The sequence below is a fragment of the Actinomadura soli genome, from assembly GCF_005889715.1.
Classification (GTDB): domain Bacteria; phylum Actinomycetota; class Actinomycetes; order Streptosporangiales; family Streptosporangiaceae; genus Spirillospora; species Spirillospora soli.
Genome location: NZ_VCKW01000001.1, coordinates 22420 through 37832, shown reverse-complemented (window position 1 = coordinate 37832; position 15413 = coordinate 22420). Strand labels below are relative to the sequence as shown.

The following is a 15413-nucleotide window of genomic DNA, read 5'->3' as shown; positions in this document are numbered from 1 at the left end:
AGACGATGTGCGCGACGACGAAAGGACGGTCCATGGACCCGGGTTCCGTGGAGAAGGCCGCGGCCGCGCTGCTCGACGCGTACGCGACCCGCACCCCCATCGCGCCGCTGACGGCGGGCCATCCGGACATGACGGTGGCCGACGCCTACGCGGTCCAGCTCGCGCAGGTCGAGGCGTGGACGCGGGCGGGCGCGCGGATCAAGGGCCACAAGGTCGGCCTGACGTCGGCGGCGATGCAGCGCCAGATGGGCGTGGACCAGCCGGACTTCGGCGTCCTGCTCCACAGCATGTTCTTCCAGGACAGCGCCCCGATCGACACCGGCCGGTTCCTGCAGCCGCGGATCGAGCCGGAGATCGCGTTCGTGCTGGGCCGCCCGCTGTCCGGGCCGGGCGCGACGGCCGCGGACGCGGTCGCCGCCGTGGAGTACGTGCTGCCCGCGCTGGAGATCATCGACTCCCGCATCGCGGACTGGAAGATCACGCTGCTGGACACGGTCGCCGACAACGCCTCCAGCGGCGGCGTGGTGCTCGGCACCCGTCCCGTCCGGCTGGACGGGCTGGACCTGTCGCTGATGGGCTGCCTGCTCCGCCGCGACGGCGACCTGATCGACACGGGCGCGGGCGGCGCCGTGCTCGGCTCGCCGATCAACGCGCTCGTGTGGCTGGCGAACGTCCTCGGCGAGCGCGGCGTGACCCTCGAGGCGGGGCACGTGGTGCTGCCCGGCTCGGTCACGGCGGCCGTCCCGGTCGCGCCCGGCGAGACCGTCACCGCGACGTTCGCCGGGATCGGCACCGTCACCGCCCGGTTCGGAAAGGAGGAGGTGGCATGACCAAGCTGACCGCGGCGATCGTCGGGCCCGGCAACATCGGCACCGACCTGCTGGTCAAGCTGATGCGCAGCGAGCTGATCGACGTCCATTCGATGATCGGGGTCGTCCCGGAGTCGGACGGCCTGGAACGCGCCCGCAAGCTCGGCGTCCCGGCGTCGGCGGAGGGCGTGGACTGGCTGCTGTCCCAGCCGACGCTGCCCGACATCGTGTTCGAGGCGACGTCCGCGAAGGCGCATCTGGCGAACGCGCCCCGCTACGCGGAGGCGGGGATCACCGCGATCGACCTGACGCCCGCCGCGACGGGCCCGCTCGTGTGCCCGCCGGTGAACCTGGACACCCTGTCGGACGCCGCCAACCTCAACATGATCACGTGCGGCGGGCAGGCGACGATCCCGATCGTGCACGCCGTGTCGTCGGTGGTGCCGGTGCCGTACGCGGAGATCGTCGCGTCGATCGCGTCCCGCTCCGCCGGTCCCGGCACCCGCGCGAACATCGACGAGTTCACGCAGACCACGGCCCGCGCGATCGAGCGGGTCGGCGGCGCCGGACGCGGCAAGGCGATCATCATCCTGAACCCGGTCGTGCCGCCGATGATCATGCGGGACACGGTGTTCTGCGCGATCCCGCCGGACGCCGACAGCAAGGCCATCGCCGGGTCGATCGAGAAGATGGTCGCCGAGGTGCGGACCTACGTCCCCGGCTACGCGCTGCGCGCGGAACCGCAGTTCGACGAGCCCCGCGACATCTGGAACGGGATGGCGCGCGTCGCCGTGTTCCTGGAGGTGCGCGGCAACGGCGACTACCTGCCGCCGTGGGCCGGGAACCTCGACATCATGACCGCGGCCGCCGCCCGCGTCGGCGAGCAACTGGCACGCAGGAAGGCCACCACATGAGCGAAGCGAAGACCGGGAACCAGAAGATCAGGATCACCGACTCGACGCTGCGGGACGGCAGCCACGCGATGGCGCACCGCTTCACCGAGGAGCAGGTCCGCGGGGTCGTGCACGCGCTGGACGGCGCCGGGGTCGAGGTCATCGAGGTCACGCACGGCGACGGCCTCGGCGGCTCGTCGTTCAACTACGGCTTCTCGCTGGAGGACGACGTCAAGCTCGTCGCCGCCGCCGTGGACGAGGCGACCCGCGCGAAGATCGCCGTCCTGCTGCTGCCGGGCCTCGGCACGGTCGAGGACCTGAGGCTGGCGCACGGCGCGGGCGCGTCCGTCGCGCGGATCGCGACGCACTGCACCGAGGCGGACGTGTCGCTGCAGCATTTCGCCGCCGCCCGCGACCTCGGCATGGAGACGGTCGGGTTCCTGATGCTGTCGCACCGCGTCGGGCCCGAGGAGCTGGCGAAGCAGGCGCGGATCATGGTGGACGGCGGCGCGCAGTGCGTCTACGTCGTCGACTCGGCGGGCGCGCTCGTGCTCGGCGACGCGCAGGAGCGGATCAGCGCGCTGGTGAAGGAGATCGGGCACGAGGCGCAGGTCGGTTTCCACGGCCACCAGAACCTGTCGCTGGGCGTCGCGAACTCCGTCCTGGCGCAGCAGAACGGCGCGCTGCAGATCGACGGGGCGCTGTGCGCGCTCGGCGCGGGCGCGGGCAACTCGCCCACCGAGGTGCTCGTCCCGACGTTCGAGCGGCTCGGCGTCCCGACGGGCGTGGACGTGCAGGGCGTGATGGCCGCCGCCGACGAGGTGGTGAAGCCGTTTCTGCACCGGCTGCCGTTCGCCGACCGGGGCGCGATCACGCAGGGCTACGCGGGCGTGTACTCCAGCTTCCTGCTGCACGCCGAGCGGGCGGCGGAGCGCTACGGCGTCCCCGCGCACGAGATCCTGCAGAAGGTCGGCGAGGCCGGCTACGTCGGCGGCCAGGAGGACATGATCATCGACGTGGCGCTGCAGCTCGCCGCCGAACGCGACCGCGCGTCGTGACCGCCCCCCGGCCGGGGGCCGGAGGGCTAGGACCAGGTGTGGAGTTCGTCGATGGCGTCGCGGACGGACGCGCGGGTCTCCAGGACGGCCCGTGCGGCGAAGGCCGCGCAGGCGTCGGGGTAGTTGGCGGCGATGAGGAAGCCGCCCGACTGGCGGATGCGCCCGGCGCCGTCGACGAGCGCGTCGACGCCGATGGAGTCGCAGCCCACGACGCCGCGCAGGTCCATGGCGACCAGGACGCGGCCCTCCAGCCGCCCGATGCGGTTGATCCAGCGGTTCAGCCGGGGGACGTTGTCGATGACGAGGTGGCCGCCGAGCCGGACGACGATGCAGCCGCGCTCGATCGTGATGTCGATCGACATGGGCAGTCCGGAAACCGCCTCGTCGCTCACCTGACGCCTCCGAGCGGACCGCGCACCAGATCATGAAAAGGCTCATCCTCGCACAGTGCGAGGAGGCCCGGCGACGCAACCGTCGACTCACCGCCGACGATCTTTGCACCGTGCAACCGTTGGGATAGCTTGGGCGGCATGACCCACGAGGACCCGGCCGCCGTGCGGGCCGCGTCGACTCCTCGTGGGCGGGCGCGCCGCGACCAACTGGTGCGGATCGGCCTCGACCTGCTCGCCGAGGGCGGCTGGCCCGCGATCACGGCCCGGGCCGTCGCGGACCGGGCGCGGATCAGGCCGGGCCTCCTGCACCACTACTTCAACGGGCTGCCCGGTCTGCACGTGGCCGTGGCGCAGCGGGCCGGCGAGATGATCATCGATCCGGTGCTGGACGCGCTGCTCGCCGCGCCGGACACCCCGGCCGCCGTGCAGGCGCTGCGCGATCTCGTCCCGGACATGATCGCCGGGGAGCGCAACCTGCGGCTCGCGGCGGAACTGCTGGTCAGGGCGCTGCGCGATCCGCGGATGGGCGCGGAGCGGCGGGACTGGACGCGGGCCGTCCGCGGGCGCGTCGCCGCCCGCCTGGAGGAACTGTGCCCGGACTGGCCCGCTGAGCGCCGCGAGGGAACCGCAATGCTGGTCACCGCGCTGCTGGACGGCCTGATGCTGCAGCTGATCCTCGACCCCGCCCTGCCCGCCGATCCGGCCCTGGACGCCACCGCCGCGCTCGTCGGAAAGTCATGATCGTTTCTTGCCGGTTCCCCCATGGAACGGGCCATGGCCCGCTATTCTGAGATGCTGGACAATTCGCTTTTCAGACGTTCAGGAGTGCGCCGTGGCTGCAGACGAGGTCATCCCCGCGGAGATCCACCACGACGTGCCCACGGCCGCCCGCATCTACGGTTGGGCTCTTGGCGGCAAGGACAACTACGAGGCCGACCGGCGGTTCATGCTGCAGAATCTGCCGGATTTCCCCGAGTTCATCGACCTTGCCCGGCAGAACCGGCAGTTCCTTTACCGGGCCGTCCGGTACCTGGCGCAGGACGCTGGTATCCGGCAGTTCATCGACATGGGTTGCGGGTTGCCGACCAATGACAACGTGCATCAGGTCGCGCGAAGGTTCGCACCCGACGCCAATGTCGTCTATGTCGACATCGACCCGATCGTCCTCGTGCACGCCCGCGCATTGCTGGCCATTGACGGCTCCACCGCTGTGATCACCGCTGACATGTCCGACCAGGAGGCCATCCTCGCCCACCCGGACGTGGAGCGCCTCATCGACTTCAGCAAGCCGCTCGCCGTGCTGTTCCTGTCCGTCGGCCATCACCTGGTCGACGCCGACGACCCGCGCCGCATCCTGCGCACCATCATCGACCGCGCCGTCCCCGGCAGCCACCTGGCGTTCACCGGGATCGTCTGCTCCGACCGCGAGCGCGCCGCCGACATCGACGCCCGCTCGAACGGCGCCGGCCTGCGCTGGCGGACCCGCGACCGCGCCGAGACCGACGCGATCCTCCCGAAGGGGCTGGAGCCCGTCGCGCCGGGCCTGGTCGACATCGTCGACTGGCGTCCCGACCCCGAGCAGCCGCCGCTCGCGCCCGTCCCCGCCGAGCTGCTCCCGTACTCGGGCGCGTCGCGGCTCAGCCGCGACCCCACCGAGTACGGCGGCATCCTCCGCAAGCCCTAGCCGCACCCGGCTTCAGGGGGCGCGCAAGCCTCAGGGGGCGCGGCGAGCGGCCGTCACCCCCGACCTGCGGCCCGGGACGATCGCGACGGGGCACGACGCCCGGCCCAGCATGCTGGTGCTGGTCGCGCCCAGCGGGTCCAGGCCCGTTCCGCGGTCGCCGAGGACCAGGAGCCCGGCGTCCGCGACCGCGTCCCGCAGCGCCTCGCACGGACGCTCGAGCAGCAGCGACACCCTCATGCCGATCTCCGGATGGCGCTCCCGCCACGGCGCGACGGCCTCCTCCAGCTCGGCGGCGCGCGTCTTCTCCAGCAGCTCCCGGTCGTTGAACAGCGCCAGCTCGGAGTCGGTCACCACGGCGGGCTCCCAGCAGCCGTAGACGACGTGCAGGTCCCAGTCGCGCAGGACCGCCTCCTCGAAGGCGAAGCCGAGCGCGGCGTCGCAGCGCGCCGTCCCGTCGACGCCCGCCACGACCAGTTCGCGCCGCCCGCCGCTTCCGTCCGGGACGACGATCACCGGCCGGTCCGCCCGCGCGGGGACCTCCAGGGCCGTCGCCCCGTCGTCCGGCCGCTCGTGCGCGCCGATCACGATCAGCTCCGCGGTGCTCGACGCGCGCAGCAGCGCCTTCGCCGCGGGCCCTCGCATCAGCCGCCCATGCACGTCCTGCGCGCCGAGCTCGCGGGCCCGCAGGACGCCCCGCTCCAGCAGGTTCTCCCCCGCCCGCCTTCTGATCGCCTCGGCGTCCCGGTCCACGTGGCCGCTCGCGTAGGGCCAGTGCCAGCAGTGGCACATCACCAGGTCGAGGCCGCGCCGGCCCGTCTCGTCGACCGCCCAGCGCAGCGCGGCGTCGTTCTCCGTCGTCCCGTCGAAGCCGAACAGGACGTGCGGTCGTTGAATCCTTTCTCCTTCGTCCATGTGCCTGCCCTCCTTCTGCCAAGTCTGCGCGCTCACCGCGCGTAGTAGAAGGGGGACGCCTAGACTCCGGCGACATGATCATCCGTAGCCTCGGGGTGGCCGTGCCGCTGGCCGGGACCCTCGTCGTCGGCGGTGCCGCCGCCCTCCCCGCCCACGCCGCCCCTGGTCAGAGCCTCGCCAAGGTCCCTGCCGGGGACCTCGCCGGGGACCTGGACGCCATCCTCAAGGACGGGCGTCTCAAGGGCGCGAAAGTGGGCGTGGTCGTCCGGGACGCCAGGTCCGGCAGGGTCCTGTACGACCGTGACGGCGGCGTGGCGGTCATGCCGGCGTCGAACAACAAGCTGCCGACGTCCGCCGCCGCCTTCGGCATCCTCGGCGCCGGATACAGGTTCCGGACGACGGTCAGCGCCAAGGGCGGGAACCTGTACCTCAAGGGCACCGGCGACACCACCATGCGGGCGGCCGACTACGACAGGCTCGCCGCCGCCGTCGCCGGGAAGGGCATCAGGGAGGTCGAGGGCGACCTCGTCGCGGACGACACCTGGTTCGACGCCGACCGCGTCCCCGACGGCTGGAATCCCGGCGACCTGCAATACGCCTACGCTGGGCAGACGTCCGCGCTCACCGTCTCCCCCAACGCCGACTTCGACGCGGGCTCGATCGACGTCACCGTGGCCGCGACCCGCCCCGGCAGGCGGGTCAAGGTCGGTCTGCGTCCGGCGACCGGTGTGGTGAGGATCGACAACAGGGCCACGACCGGGCCCGCCGGGTCGCCGTCCACGCTCGCGGTGAACCGGCGCAACGGCTCCAACACCATCACGATCACGGGCAGGCATCCGGCCGGTGCGCCCGAGGCGAGCGTCCTGCGGACGGTGGCGGGCCCCACGCTCTACGCGGCGGACGTGTTCCGCCGGGCGCTGAAGGCGCACGGCGTCCGCGTGGCGGGCGCGACCGAGCGGGGCCGGACGCCCGCGGGCGCCGAGACTATCGCCACGCGCACGTCGATGCCGCTGTCGCGGCTCGCCAAGCCGTTCATGAAGCTGAGCAACAACGTCATGGCCGAGACCCTCGTCAAGGCGATCGGCCGGAAGGTGCGCGGCGAGGGGACCTGGGCGGCCGGGCTGCCCGCCGTCACCGCCTACGCCGGGCGGCTCGGCGTCGACACCTCGCGGATCACCATGACGGACGGCTCGGGCCTCGCCCGGTCGAACCGGACGACGGCCTGGCAGCTCAGCACCCTGCTGGCGAACGCACGCGAACAGACGTGGTTCCCCGCCTGGTACGCCTCGCTGCCCGTCGCCGGGAAGTCGGGCCCGCTGGTCGGCGGGACGCTCGCAAGGCGGATGGCTGGCACCGCCGCGGAGGGGAACGTCCACGCGAAGACGGGCACGCTGACCGGCGTCACGGCCCTGTCCGGCTACGTCCGGGACCCGGGCGGCCGCACGCTGGTCTTCTCGGTCGTCTTCAACGGCTACGCCGGGAGCGCCCCCAAGGACATCGAGGACGAGATCGCCGTCCGCCTCGCCACCGGTGGCGGGGCCGGGTCCGCTCTGCGCCGCACGGCGCCGTCGGTCGACGGCGGCGGCCTCGAACCGACGTGGCGGCGGAGCCGCTAGGGGCGGCGGCCGGTGGCGGTGCGCAGGGCCCGGTAGAGGAGCCCGGCGTCGCCCAGGCGGTGGCGGAGGACCTTCTCCAGGCCGCCGATCGGGACGAGGTTCTGCGGCGCCCGCGGGTCCTTGTAGTCGACCCCGGCCAGCGCGGGGATGATCGCCGCGCTCTGGTCGGCGAGGTCCACGACCGCGTCGCGGGGCAGGTCGGACGCCGCCTCGCAGCGCGCGATGCCCGCCCACGGCGCGGTGGACGGCGTCGGCAGCCGCAGGTACCAGGAGTGCCGCGCCCAGCTCGTTGTCATCAGGAAGACGGGCGTCCGCTGGCCCGGCCGCAACGCCGTGAGGACGGCCAGCTCGGCGCCCTTCAGGTAGGCGGCGTGGTGCGTCTTGACGTAGCCGATGGTGCGCGGGAGGTGGGCGCGGCCCCGGAGCGGCCCGTCCACGATGAGGAGGTCGTCGTCGCTACCGGACGCCGTCCGGTAGCGGGTCGCGAGGCCGACCTCCACGTCGCTGAGCTGCCGCTGCAGCGCGAGTGACAGCTGCTCGGCGGCGCCGCCCGCCGCCCGCACCGCGACGTAGGTGCCCGCCCACGTCGCCAGGTCGGTCGCGTGCGGGGACGGCGTGAACAACGAGCGGCGCACGTCCACCTCGGCCAGCTCGGCCGGGCCGCCGGGCGTGCAGCGCACCAGACCGGCGGCGATGGACGCGGCGATGCCGGGGGCGGGCATGTCCCCGTCCGCGCCGCCGGTCGGGCCGCCGTCCGGGTGGCCGACCCAGACGCGGGCCTCGATGCGGCGCACCCCGTCGGCGACGATCAGCCCGGCGGGCGGGAGGCCCCCGGCGGCCGGGGTGATCGGACGCCACCGCCCGGACGGCAGCTCCACGTCCAGGTCGAGCCGGACGGACGTCGCGTCCAGTTCGCCGATCGCCTCCGCGGTCAGCGAGGTCGCGTACCCCGGGTCCCAGGGGTCGACGGTGATGGCGGCGGCCGTCCCGGCCGGGGGTGCCGTGGTCACGTGCTCTTCTTCTCCAGATGCGAGCCGGTGTGGTCGCGCGACACGTCGAACCGGACGGGAACGCGCTCGGCGAGCGCCGGAACGTGCGTCACGATGCCGACCATACGGTCACCCCCCGACGTCAGCCTTTCCAGCGTCGTCGCGACCGTGTCGAGCGTCGCCGGGTCGAGGGTGCCGAAGCCCTCGTCCAGGAAGATCGAGTCCAGGCTGCGGGCCGCGCCGCCGCCGAGCCGGGCGATCTGGTCCGAGAGCGCCAGCGCGAGCGCGAGCGACGCCTGGAACGTCTCGCCGCCCGACAGCGTCCGGACGCTGCGCCGCAGCCCCGCCTCGGTGTGGTCGGCCACCTCGATCGCGTTCTTGTCGTTGAGGACGAACTCGAACTGCCCGCCCGACAGCTCCCGCAGCGTCTCGGACGCGGTGTCGACCAGCAGCGCCAGGGCCTCGCCGCACAGCCAGTTCTCGAAGTTGTTGGCGCGCAGGTGCCGGGCGAGCTCCTGCGCTACGGCGGCGTCCTGCCGGTGCTTGTGGATCTCGTCCGTCAGGGCTTCGGCGCGCCGCCGGTCGCGCTGGACGTCCGCCAGCCGGTTCTCCGCCTGGTTCCGGGCGGTCAGGACGGCCTCGCGGACGGTCTCGGTGTCGATGGTCGCGGGCACGGCGATCTCGTGGGCGTCCAGCTCGGCGGCGAGCGCGCGGCGCCGGTCGTCCCGCCGGGCCCGCAGGCCGCGCAGCTCGTCCGCCAGGGCCTCGGCCGCCTCGCCGCGGCGCGCCGCCTCCTGGTCGCGCCAGGTGAGCAGGGCCGTCCAGGCGGCGTGCAGGTCGGCCCGGTCGACCGCCGGGGCGCCGTACGCGACGACGGTGTCGCGGGCCTCGTCCAGCTCGCGCTGTGCTCTGCTCGCCTCGTCGTTCAGCCCGGTGAGGAGCCGTTCGGCCTTGGTCAGGTCGGCGCGGGCGGCGCGCAGCTCCCGCCGTGCCTGTTCGGCCTCCTCTTCGGCCGTGCGGATCGCGTCGAGGCGGCGCTGCACGTCGTCCGCGTCCGGGTGTGCGCGGATGTGCTCGGCCTGCGCGTCGAGCTGCCGCCGCAGCCCGTCCAGTTTCCCGTCGAGCCGGGACGTCTCGCGGTCGCGTTTCCGCTGCTCGTTCTGCGCGGTTTCAAGGTCGCGGGTGCGGGCCTTCAGGTTGCGGTCGGCCGCGCCGAGCGCAGGCGGGGCGTGCCGCTCCGGCGGTTCGGTGACCTCGCGCAGGCACACCGGGCACGGTTCGCCGACGGCGAGCCGCTGGACGAGATCGGCGGCGGTGTGCGCGTCGCGCGTGCGCTGCACCTCGTCCTGCGCCTGCTGGAGATTCGCCTGGGCGACGGTGACGTCCGCTTCGGCGCCGGCCGCCGCCCCGCGCGCCTCCTCCGCCTCGGCGACGGCGGCTTCGATCTCGGCGGTGAGCCGGGCGTGATCGCGGTGCGCTCTGGCCGCCAGGTCCAGGACGGCCCTGTCACCGAGCCCGGCGAGCCGCTCGCGCGCGGCGGACTCCGCCTCCCCGTACCGGGCCGCCTCGCGCGCGAGCCGTTCCGCCGCGCCGGTCGCGGCCTTGAGATCGTCCGCCAGGGTCGGGACGTCCGCGGGCATGGCGAGGGCGGACAGCGCGTCGAGCGAACGCGCGGCCCCGGCGGCCTCCGCGTCCCGGTCGCGGATCGCGTCGCCGGTGCGGCGCAGCTCGTCCAGCGCCGAACGGACCTGGTCACCGAGGGTTTCCAGCCGTTCCACCCGCCGCCGCGCCGCCGTCTCGGCGGCCTCGTCCGCGCCGCCGACCCTCGCCAGTTGGCCCTCGGCGCCCCGCCCCCGCGCCTCGGCGACGTTCGCCTCGGCCCCCGCCCGCCGCATGATGATCTCGAAGGTCCCGGCGTCGAGGAGCTGGACGAGGAGGTCCTGCCGCTTCCTCGGCTCGGCCTGCAGGAAGTCGGCGAACCGGCCCTGCGGGAGGACGACGCACTGCGTGAAGTAGCGGAACTCCAGGCCGGTGACGCGTTCGACGGCGCCGGTCACGCGGTCGCCGTCGGCGATCGTCCGGACCTGTGCGGCGAGCATCTCCTCGATGCCGTCCGCCGGGTCGACGGACGGGTCCAGCTCGTCCAGCCGCGCCTCCTTCGTCGTCACCGACTGCTTGGTGCGGGCCAGCGCGCGGACGACCCCGTACCGGCGTCCCGCCGCCTCGAACACCAGCGCCACCCTGCCGGAGTTGGCGGACGGGGCCAGCGCCAGCCGGATCACGTTCTCCTTCCCCCACCGGGGTACCGACCCGTACAGGGCGAAGCAGATCGCGTCGATGACCGTGCTCTTCCCGGCCCCCGTCGGCCCGACCAGGACGAAGTAGTCGACATCGTGCAGGCTGACCGACGTCGGCTCGCGGTAGCTGCAGAAGTCGTCCATGTGGACGCACAGCGGACGCATCAGCCCTCCCGCTCGTCAAGCTCGTCGTAGAGCCGGTCGAACAGCGCCACGACCCGTTCGTCCTCGTGGCCCTTGTGGTCGAGGTAGGCGCGGAACAGCTCCCGCGGTGTGGGGGCGTCGGCGCCCGTGACGGCCGTGCGGCGCCGGGAGGCCGTGGGCCGGAACGCCTCGTCGACGTCCACGGTCAGCGCATTCGGGAGCACCTCCCGGACGTCGTCGGCGAGCCCGGCGCGCGGCTTCTCCGCGACGACGACGCGCAGCCAGGCGTCCCCGAGCCCGTCCGCCATGGCCTCCAGCTCGCCGAGCGTGCCGGTGACCGTCCGCAGGACGCGGGCGCTCTCCAGTGTCACCTCGCGGACGTCGGCGGGACGTCCCGGCGACGCCTCCACCACCAGCGCGCCGGGCGTGTTCCGCTCCTCCCCGAAGTCGACGGCGATCGGCGACCCGCTGTACCAGATGGGGCACGGGCCGGGCATCCGCTGCCGCCGGTGCAGGTGGCCGAGGGCGGCGTAGTGCGCGGACGGCGGGAACGCCGCCGACTCGAAGTAGTAGGAGAAGATCGTCTGCGCCTCGCGCTCGCCGCCGCCGAGCCTCCCGCCCGGCAGCGTGCCGTGCGCCGCGATCAGGTTGACGGTGTCGGCCCTGAAGCCCTCGGTGAGCGCCTCGGCGAGCCGCGCGAACCGGTGCGCGTAGTCGCGGTTGTGCTGGTCGGGCGTGCCGGTGAGCGCCTCCAGCGCCCGGACGACGTACCGCTGCGACAGGAACGGCATGGCCGCGAGCCTGACCGGCTCGCCGGTCCTAGCCGTCCACGACAGGAGGCCGCCCGCGTCCGGGCGCCGGAACCTCCCGATCACGCGGATGCCGAGCTGCCGCAGCACCGGGCGGTACACGTCGTCCAGGAGCCGGGGATCGTCATGGTTCCCGGCGAGGACGACCACCTCCCGGCCGCCCTCCTGAAGCGCCATCAGCGTCCTCATCACCAGCGCCTGCGACGGCGGCGTCGGGACCGCGCCGTCGAACACGTCCCCGGCGACGATGACCGCGTCGACGTCCTCCTCCAGGGCGACGCCGACCAGCTCGTCCAGCACCTTCACGTGCTCGTCGAACCGCGACCGGCCCCGGAGCACCTTGCCGACGTGCCAGTCGGCGGTGTGCAGGAACTTCATGTCCGCTCCAGGTGGATCAGAAGGGGGGTACTTCGTCGTCGTCGCCCGCGTCGCCGAGCCCCGCGAACGGGTCCCGCGCCGACCGCGCCGCCGGTCCCGACGCCGGCCGCGACGGTTCGCGCGCCTCGGCCTCGGCCGGACGGGTCGCCCACGCGGGGAACGGGAACTCGACGGCGAGCGGCACCGGGATCTCCGGCTGCCCGACGAACATCGTCCCGGGCTTGGCGATCGTCGCCCGTGCCCGCGCCGCCGGAGGCAGCCAGCCGTACTCGCCGCGCGCCGCCTCCGCCGCGTCCAGCCGTCCCGCCACCCGCACCGCGCAGTTCGCCACGATGCGGCGCTCCACCTCCGACGCGGTCTGCTGCGCGCCGATGAGGATCACGCCGAGCGACCGGCCACGCTCCGCCACGTCCAGCAGGATCTCCTTGATCGGGGAGCCGCCCTCGCGGGGCGCGTACTTGTTCAGCTCGTCCAGCACCACGAACAGCAGCGGCCGGGCGCTGCCCGTGCTCTCCTTGCGGGCGAACTCGCCGCGCAGCACCACCCCGACGACGAACCGCTGCGCGCGTTCGGGCAGGTTGTGCAGGTCGACGACGGTGACCTGCGCGCCCGTGCCGATCGACGCGTCCGACGCCAGGTCGCCCCGCACGATCGGCGACAGCGCCCGGACCGACGACCGCAGCCGCCGCAGGAACGCGTTCACCGTCCCGAGGCCCATGAGCCCGGCGCCCCACCCATGGCGGGTGCCCTCGTCCGTCAGCGTCTCCTCGATGAACCGGACCAGGTCGTCGTAGGTGCGGCAGACCTCGGGCTCCGCGTCGTCGGAGCTCCGCAGTGCGACGGCGCCGCCGACCGGCTCCGCCAGCCTCGCCAGCCGGGCCGCGACCTGCCCGATAAGCATCGTGTACTGCGCGCGCTCGTCCTCAGCGTCGGCGAAGACGAACCGCAGCAGTTCCTGCCGGCAGAACTCCGCGAGCGTCCAGTAGAACGGGCTCACGTCCTGGGTGCGCGCCGAGACGTGCGGCGTCCCGTTGGGGTCGCCCGGACGCGGCGGCGCGAACACGTGCACGCTGCCGAACGGCCCCGGCTCCAGGCCCAGCTTCCGGTACGCGGCCCGCGCGGTGTCGTCCAGGCGCTTGTTGGCGTGGTCGAGGAAGAGCAGGTCCTCGCCCTTCACCGAGAAGATCAGCGCCTTCGTGTTGTGCGCCTCGGCGCCCAGCGCGCCCGAGTTGAAGATCGAGTACAGCAGGAAGGTCGCGAAGGACGTCTTGGTCGCCACCCCGGAGATCCCGGAGATCGACACGTGGGCGCCGCGCGTCCCGTCGAGGAACTCCAGGTTGACGTGGATCGGCTCGCCGTCCCGGCCCAGCCCGACCGGCACCCGCCGCTCCATCACGTCGAAGTACAGCGCCCGTTCCCGCTCCTGCGCCCCCGCCCGGCGCGCGACGGTGCCGGGCAGCGGCGGCACGTACACCTCGGGCTCGACCCGCGTCACCGTGACCTCGGCCGACTCCACCACCGCCGCGGGCAGCACGCCCTGGACGATCAGGAACACGTCCGAGTCGTAGGCGGCCCCCTCGTGCCTCGCCTCGACGTTCGTGACGACCCCGGCGATGAGCACCTCGCCCCGTCCGGGCACCTCCCGGGTCGTCGCGACGACCTCGTCCAGCTGGACGACCGCCCCCGGCTCCAGCCCGACCCAGAACGACAGCGGCGTGGCCGACTGCGTCCCCAGCACCCGCCCCACGACCCGTCCCGCCGCCTCTTCGCCCATGCACCCCACCCGGACACCACGTGAACCACCAGATCACGGCAGGGTAACCACACACCCGGACAAACTCGCACCACCCTCACCAACTGACCGCATCCAGCCACTCCCCGTAGCGACACCGCGACGAGACGGGCGCTTTGCCGGACGGCGGCGACCTCATGGTGATGCCGTATGACCCGGCGCTCCGAAGCCCGCTGGTCACCGGTCGATCAGGGAGGTGAAGGCGGCGCGGACGTCGCTCTTGGACGGGTTCACGTACCGGTCCGGATCCGGGCCGAAATCGTCGAGGAAGGACGAGTTGTATTTGATGACGGACGGGCAGCTCCTTCCGCCGATCTGCACTTTCCGGTTGACCACGAGCCTGCCGGTCCGCAGCTCGTACACCTTCACCGGAAGCGCGATCTTGTGGAAGGACACCTGGTACAGCTTGCCGGAGCTCTTGCTCCGATAGGTGCACGTCTCGACGGTACTCCCCTGTTTCTGCTCCCCCACGCAGACGACGAGCACGGCGTCGGCCGCGTCCTTGACCCGCCATTTGCCGGGGAGGTCGTCCGTGTACTCGTCATTCCCGTAGAACAGGGCCCGATTGATTCCCCTGCCATAAGCCTTGGCGCCGCTGTATTTCGCCGGTGAGCTGCAATAACCGGGTTGCTCGTCGTACGACCCTTCAAGAAGGCTCCGGACGTGCGCCAGCTCGATCGAAAGCGTCGCCTCCCTGACTCCCTCCTTCGCGGTGCCCGTGCGTCCGTCCTGAGGGTACTGGTCGAGCAATTGCTGATATCGCGCGCGGGCGCTCGCCCATTCCTTGGCCTTCATGAGATTGTCACCGCAACCGACGAGCGCCGCCGGCGCGGTCCGCGTGACGGCGCTCGACGATCGGTCCAGCGCGTCATGGTCGGGCCGCCGGTTGCGGAGCCAGTCGGTGACCGTGACCGTGCGGCACGCGTCCTGCGTGGGAAGGCGGCCGAGAAATCCGTCGAGGGCCGTCCCGACCGTCCTCCGGTTGCCGGGTTCGGCGAGGACCGAGGCGAGAATGTCGAATCCCGCCTTCAGCGAACCGGTGTCACCGGCGGTCAGGCCCGTGGTGAGCTTCGCCTCGGCTGTTCGCAGCCGCCGGCACGCATCGACGGCCTCATCGCCGCTCGAAATCGCCGGGGCGCCCGCGACGCGGTGCCCGAACCACGCGCTCTTCCCGTCGCTCAGCACCCGTGCGCAGTCGCCGTCCTCGCGTGCCTCGGCGACGCGCTGCTCGATCCTGGCCGCGTCGAACCGCAGGAGCCCCGCCGCAAGCAGGACCGGCACCGTGACCCCGAGCGCGACCATCCGCTGCCCGCCGACCGTGACCCGTCCGGTGCGTCCGCCCGCCGCGGACCATCCATGCGCGACGACGGCCGCCCACCAGAGAAGCACGAGGGTCTCGCACCACCACTGAGCGGCCGAGACAAGAATTGAGAGGAGAACAAGGGTGATGATCCCGGTGCCCAGAGCGGTCTTGCGCCGCCCCAGGATGAGATATCCGACGCCCAGCAGAGAGGCGTTGCCGACGGCGACGGCCAGCGGGTCGTGAACGCGCACCGGTGGCGGCGCGGGCTCCGGCGAGGCGTACATCGGACGATCCATCATGGGGCGCTCTCCATCGGCCGCGGATTTCGCCCATTGTT

Annotated in this window: 13 protein-coding genes; 6 read left to right on the top strand and 7 right to left on the bottom strand. The window is 73.0% G+C overall.

Going from position 1 to position 15413, the window contains the following annotated elements; translation table 11 throughout:
• The first annotated feature begins 32 nt into the window (after positions 1–32).
• The 3 genes from ETD83_RS00185 to dmpG are packed head-to-tail and all read left to right on the top strand — an operon-like array spanning position 33 to position 2760.
• Positions 33–830: a 2-keto-4-pentenoate hydratase gene (locus ETD83_RS00185; protein WP_138642946.1), complete on the top strand. Its 798-nt coding sequence runs from the start codon at positions 33–35 to the stop codon at positions 828–830.
• The gene (locus tag ETD83_RS00180; protein WP_138642944.1) at positions 827–1723 is read left to right on the top strand and encodes an acetaldehyde dehydrogenase (acetylating); all 897 of its coding nucleotides are present in this window, start codon (positions 827–829) and stop codon (positions 1721–1723) included. Before ETD83_RS00185 ends, ETD83_RS00180 begins: the two co-directional genes overlap by 4 nt.
• Positions 1720–2760, top strand: a complete 1041-nt coding sequence (dmpG, locus tag ETD83_RS00175; protein WP_138642943.1) for a 4-hydroxy-2-oxovalerate aldolase — start codon at positions 1720–1722, stop codon at positions 2758–2760. Before ETD83_RS00180 ends, dmpG begins: the two co-directional genes overlap by 4 nt.
• A 26-nt stretch (positions 2761–2786) precedes the next feature.
• On the opposite strand, the gene ETD83_RS00170 is transcribed toward dmpG, so the two are convergent.
• A complete protein-coding gene (locus tag ETD83_RS00170) occupies positions 2787–3152 on the bottom strand; it encodes an STAS domain-containing protein (protein WP_138642941.1) in 366 nt (121 codons plus the stop codon).
• A 138-nt stretch (positions 3153–3290) separates the two neighbouring features.
• Between ETD83_RS00170 and ETD83_RS00165 the strand changes: the two genes are divergently transcribed.
• Together ETD83_RS00165 and ETD83_RS00160 are read left to right on the top strand one after the other, a co-directional pair.
• The gene (locus ETD83_RS00165) at positions 3291–3893 is read left to right on the top strand and encodes a TetR/AcrR family transcriptional regulator (RefSeq protein WP_205717405.1); all 603 of its coding nucleotides are present in this window, start codon (positions 3291–3293) and stop codon (positions 3891–3893) included.
• Between the two features lie 91 nt (positions 3894–3984).
• Complete coding sequence (locus tag ETD83_RS00160; protein ID WP_138642939.1) at positions 3985–4836, top strand: SAM-dependent methyltransferase; 852 nt, start codon at positions 3985–3987, stop codon at positions 4834–4836.
• A gap of 30 nt (positions 4837–4866) precedes the next feature.
• On the opposite strand, the gene ETD83_RS00155 is transcribed toward ETD83_RS00160, so the two are convergent.
• Complete coding sequence (locus ETD83_RS00155; RefSeq protein WP_230420593.1) at positions 4867–5784, bottom strand: universal stress protein; 918 nt, start codon at positions 5782–5784, stop codon at positions 4867–4869.
• Positions 5785–5822: 38 nt separating this feature from the next.
• Here ETD83_RS00155 and dacB point away from each other — a divergent pair, with 38 nt between their 5' ends.
• A complete protein-coding gene (gene dacB / locus ETD83_RS00150; RefSeq protein ID WP_138642937.1) occupies positions 5823–7364 on the top strand; it encodes a D-alanyl-D-alanine carboxypeptidase/D-alanyl-D-alanine endopeptidase in 1542 nt (513 codons plus the stop codon).
• Here dacB and ETD83_RS00145 read toward each other — a convergent pair.
• The 5 genes from ETD83_RS00145 to ETD83_RS00125 all read right to left on the bottom strand — a co-directional run bounded on the left by ETD83_RS00145 (position 7361) and on the right by ETD83_RS00125 (position 15375).
• Positions 7361–8374 (bottom strand): hypothetical protein, encoded by a 1014-nt coding sequence (locus tag ETD83_RS00145; protein WP_138642935.1) that lies wholly within the window; start codon positions 8372–8374, stop codon positions 7361–7363. The genes dacB and ETD83_RS00145 overlap by 4 nt on opposite strands.
• The gene (locus ETD83_RS00140) at positions 8371–10815 is read right to left on the bottom strand and encodes an AAA family ATPase (protein WP_138642933.1); all 2445 of its coding nucleotides are present in this window, start codon (positions 10813–10815) and stop codon (positions 8371–8373) included. The genes ETD83_RS00145 and ETD83_RS00140 overlap by 4 nt, the downstream gene beginning before the upstream one ends.
• Positions 10815–11981 (bottom strand): metallophosphoesterase family protein, encoded by a 1167-nt coding sequence (locus ETD83_RS00135; protein ID WP_138642931.1) that lies wholly within the window; start codon positions 11979–11981, stop codon positions 10815–10817. Before ETD83_RS00135 ends, ETD83_RS00140 begins: the two co-directional genes overlap by 1 nt.
• A 16-nt stretch (positions 11982–11997) precedes the next feature.
• A complete protein-coding gene (locus ETD83_RS00130; RefSeq protein WP_138642930.1) occupies positions 11998–13755 on the bottom strand; it encodes an ATP-binding protein in 1758 nt (585 codons plus the stop codon).
• Between the two features lie 195 nt (positions 13756–13950).
• The gene (locus tag ETD83_RS00125; protein WP_205717404.1) at positions 13951–15375 is read right to left on the bottom strand and encodes a tol-pal system YbgF family protein; all 1425 of its coding nucleotides are present in this window, start codon (positions 15373–15375) and stop codon (positions 13951–13953) included.
• Positions 15376–15413: the final 38 nt, after the last annotated feature.

Excerpts from the sequence above, each read along its gene's own strand:
- ETD83_RS00185 (WP_138642946.1), top strand. The coding sequence starts at position 33 with ATGGACCCGGGTTCCGTGGAGAAGGCCGCGGCCGCGCTGCTCGACGCG.
- ETD83_RS00180 (WP_138642944.1), top strand. The coding sequence starts at position 827 with ATGACCAAGCTGACCGCGGCGATCGTCGGGCCCGGCAACATCGGCACC.
- dmpG (WP_138642943.1), top strand. The coding sequence starts at position 1,720 with ATGAGCGAAGCGAAGACCGGGAACCAGAAGATCAGGATCACCGACTCG.
- ETD83_RS00165 (WP_205717405.1), top strand. The coding sequence starts at position 3,291 with ATGACCCACGAGGACCCGGCCGCCGTGCGGGCCGCGTCGACTCCTCGT.
- dacB (WP_138642937.1), top strand. The coding sequence starts at position 5,823 with ATGATCATCCGTAGCCTCGGGGTGGCCGTGCCGCTGGCCGGGACCCTC.
- ETD83_RS00140 (WP_138642933.1), bottom strand. The coding sequence starts at position 10,815 with ATGCGTCCGCTGTGCGTCCACATGGACGACTTCTGCAGCTACCGCGAG.
- ETD83_RS00135 (WP_138642931.1), bottom strand. The coding sequence starts at position 11,981 with ATGAAGTTCCTGCACACCGCCGACTGGCACGTCGGCAAGGTGCTCCGG.
- ETD83_RS00130 (WP_138642930.1), bottom strand. The coding sequence starts at position 13,755 with ATGGGCGAAGAGGCGGCGGGACGGGTCGTGGGGCGGGTGCTGGGGACG.
- ETD83_RS00125 (WP_205717404.1), bottom strand. The coding sequence starts at position 15,375 with ATGATGGATCGTCCGATGTACGCCTCGCCGGAGCCCGCGCCGCCACCG.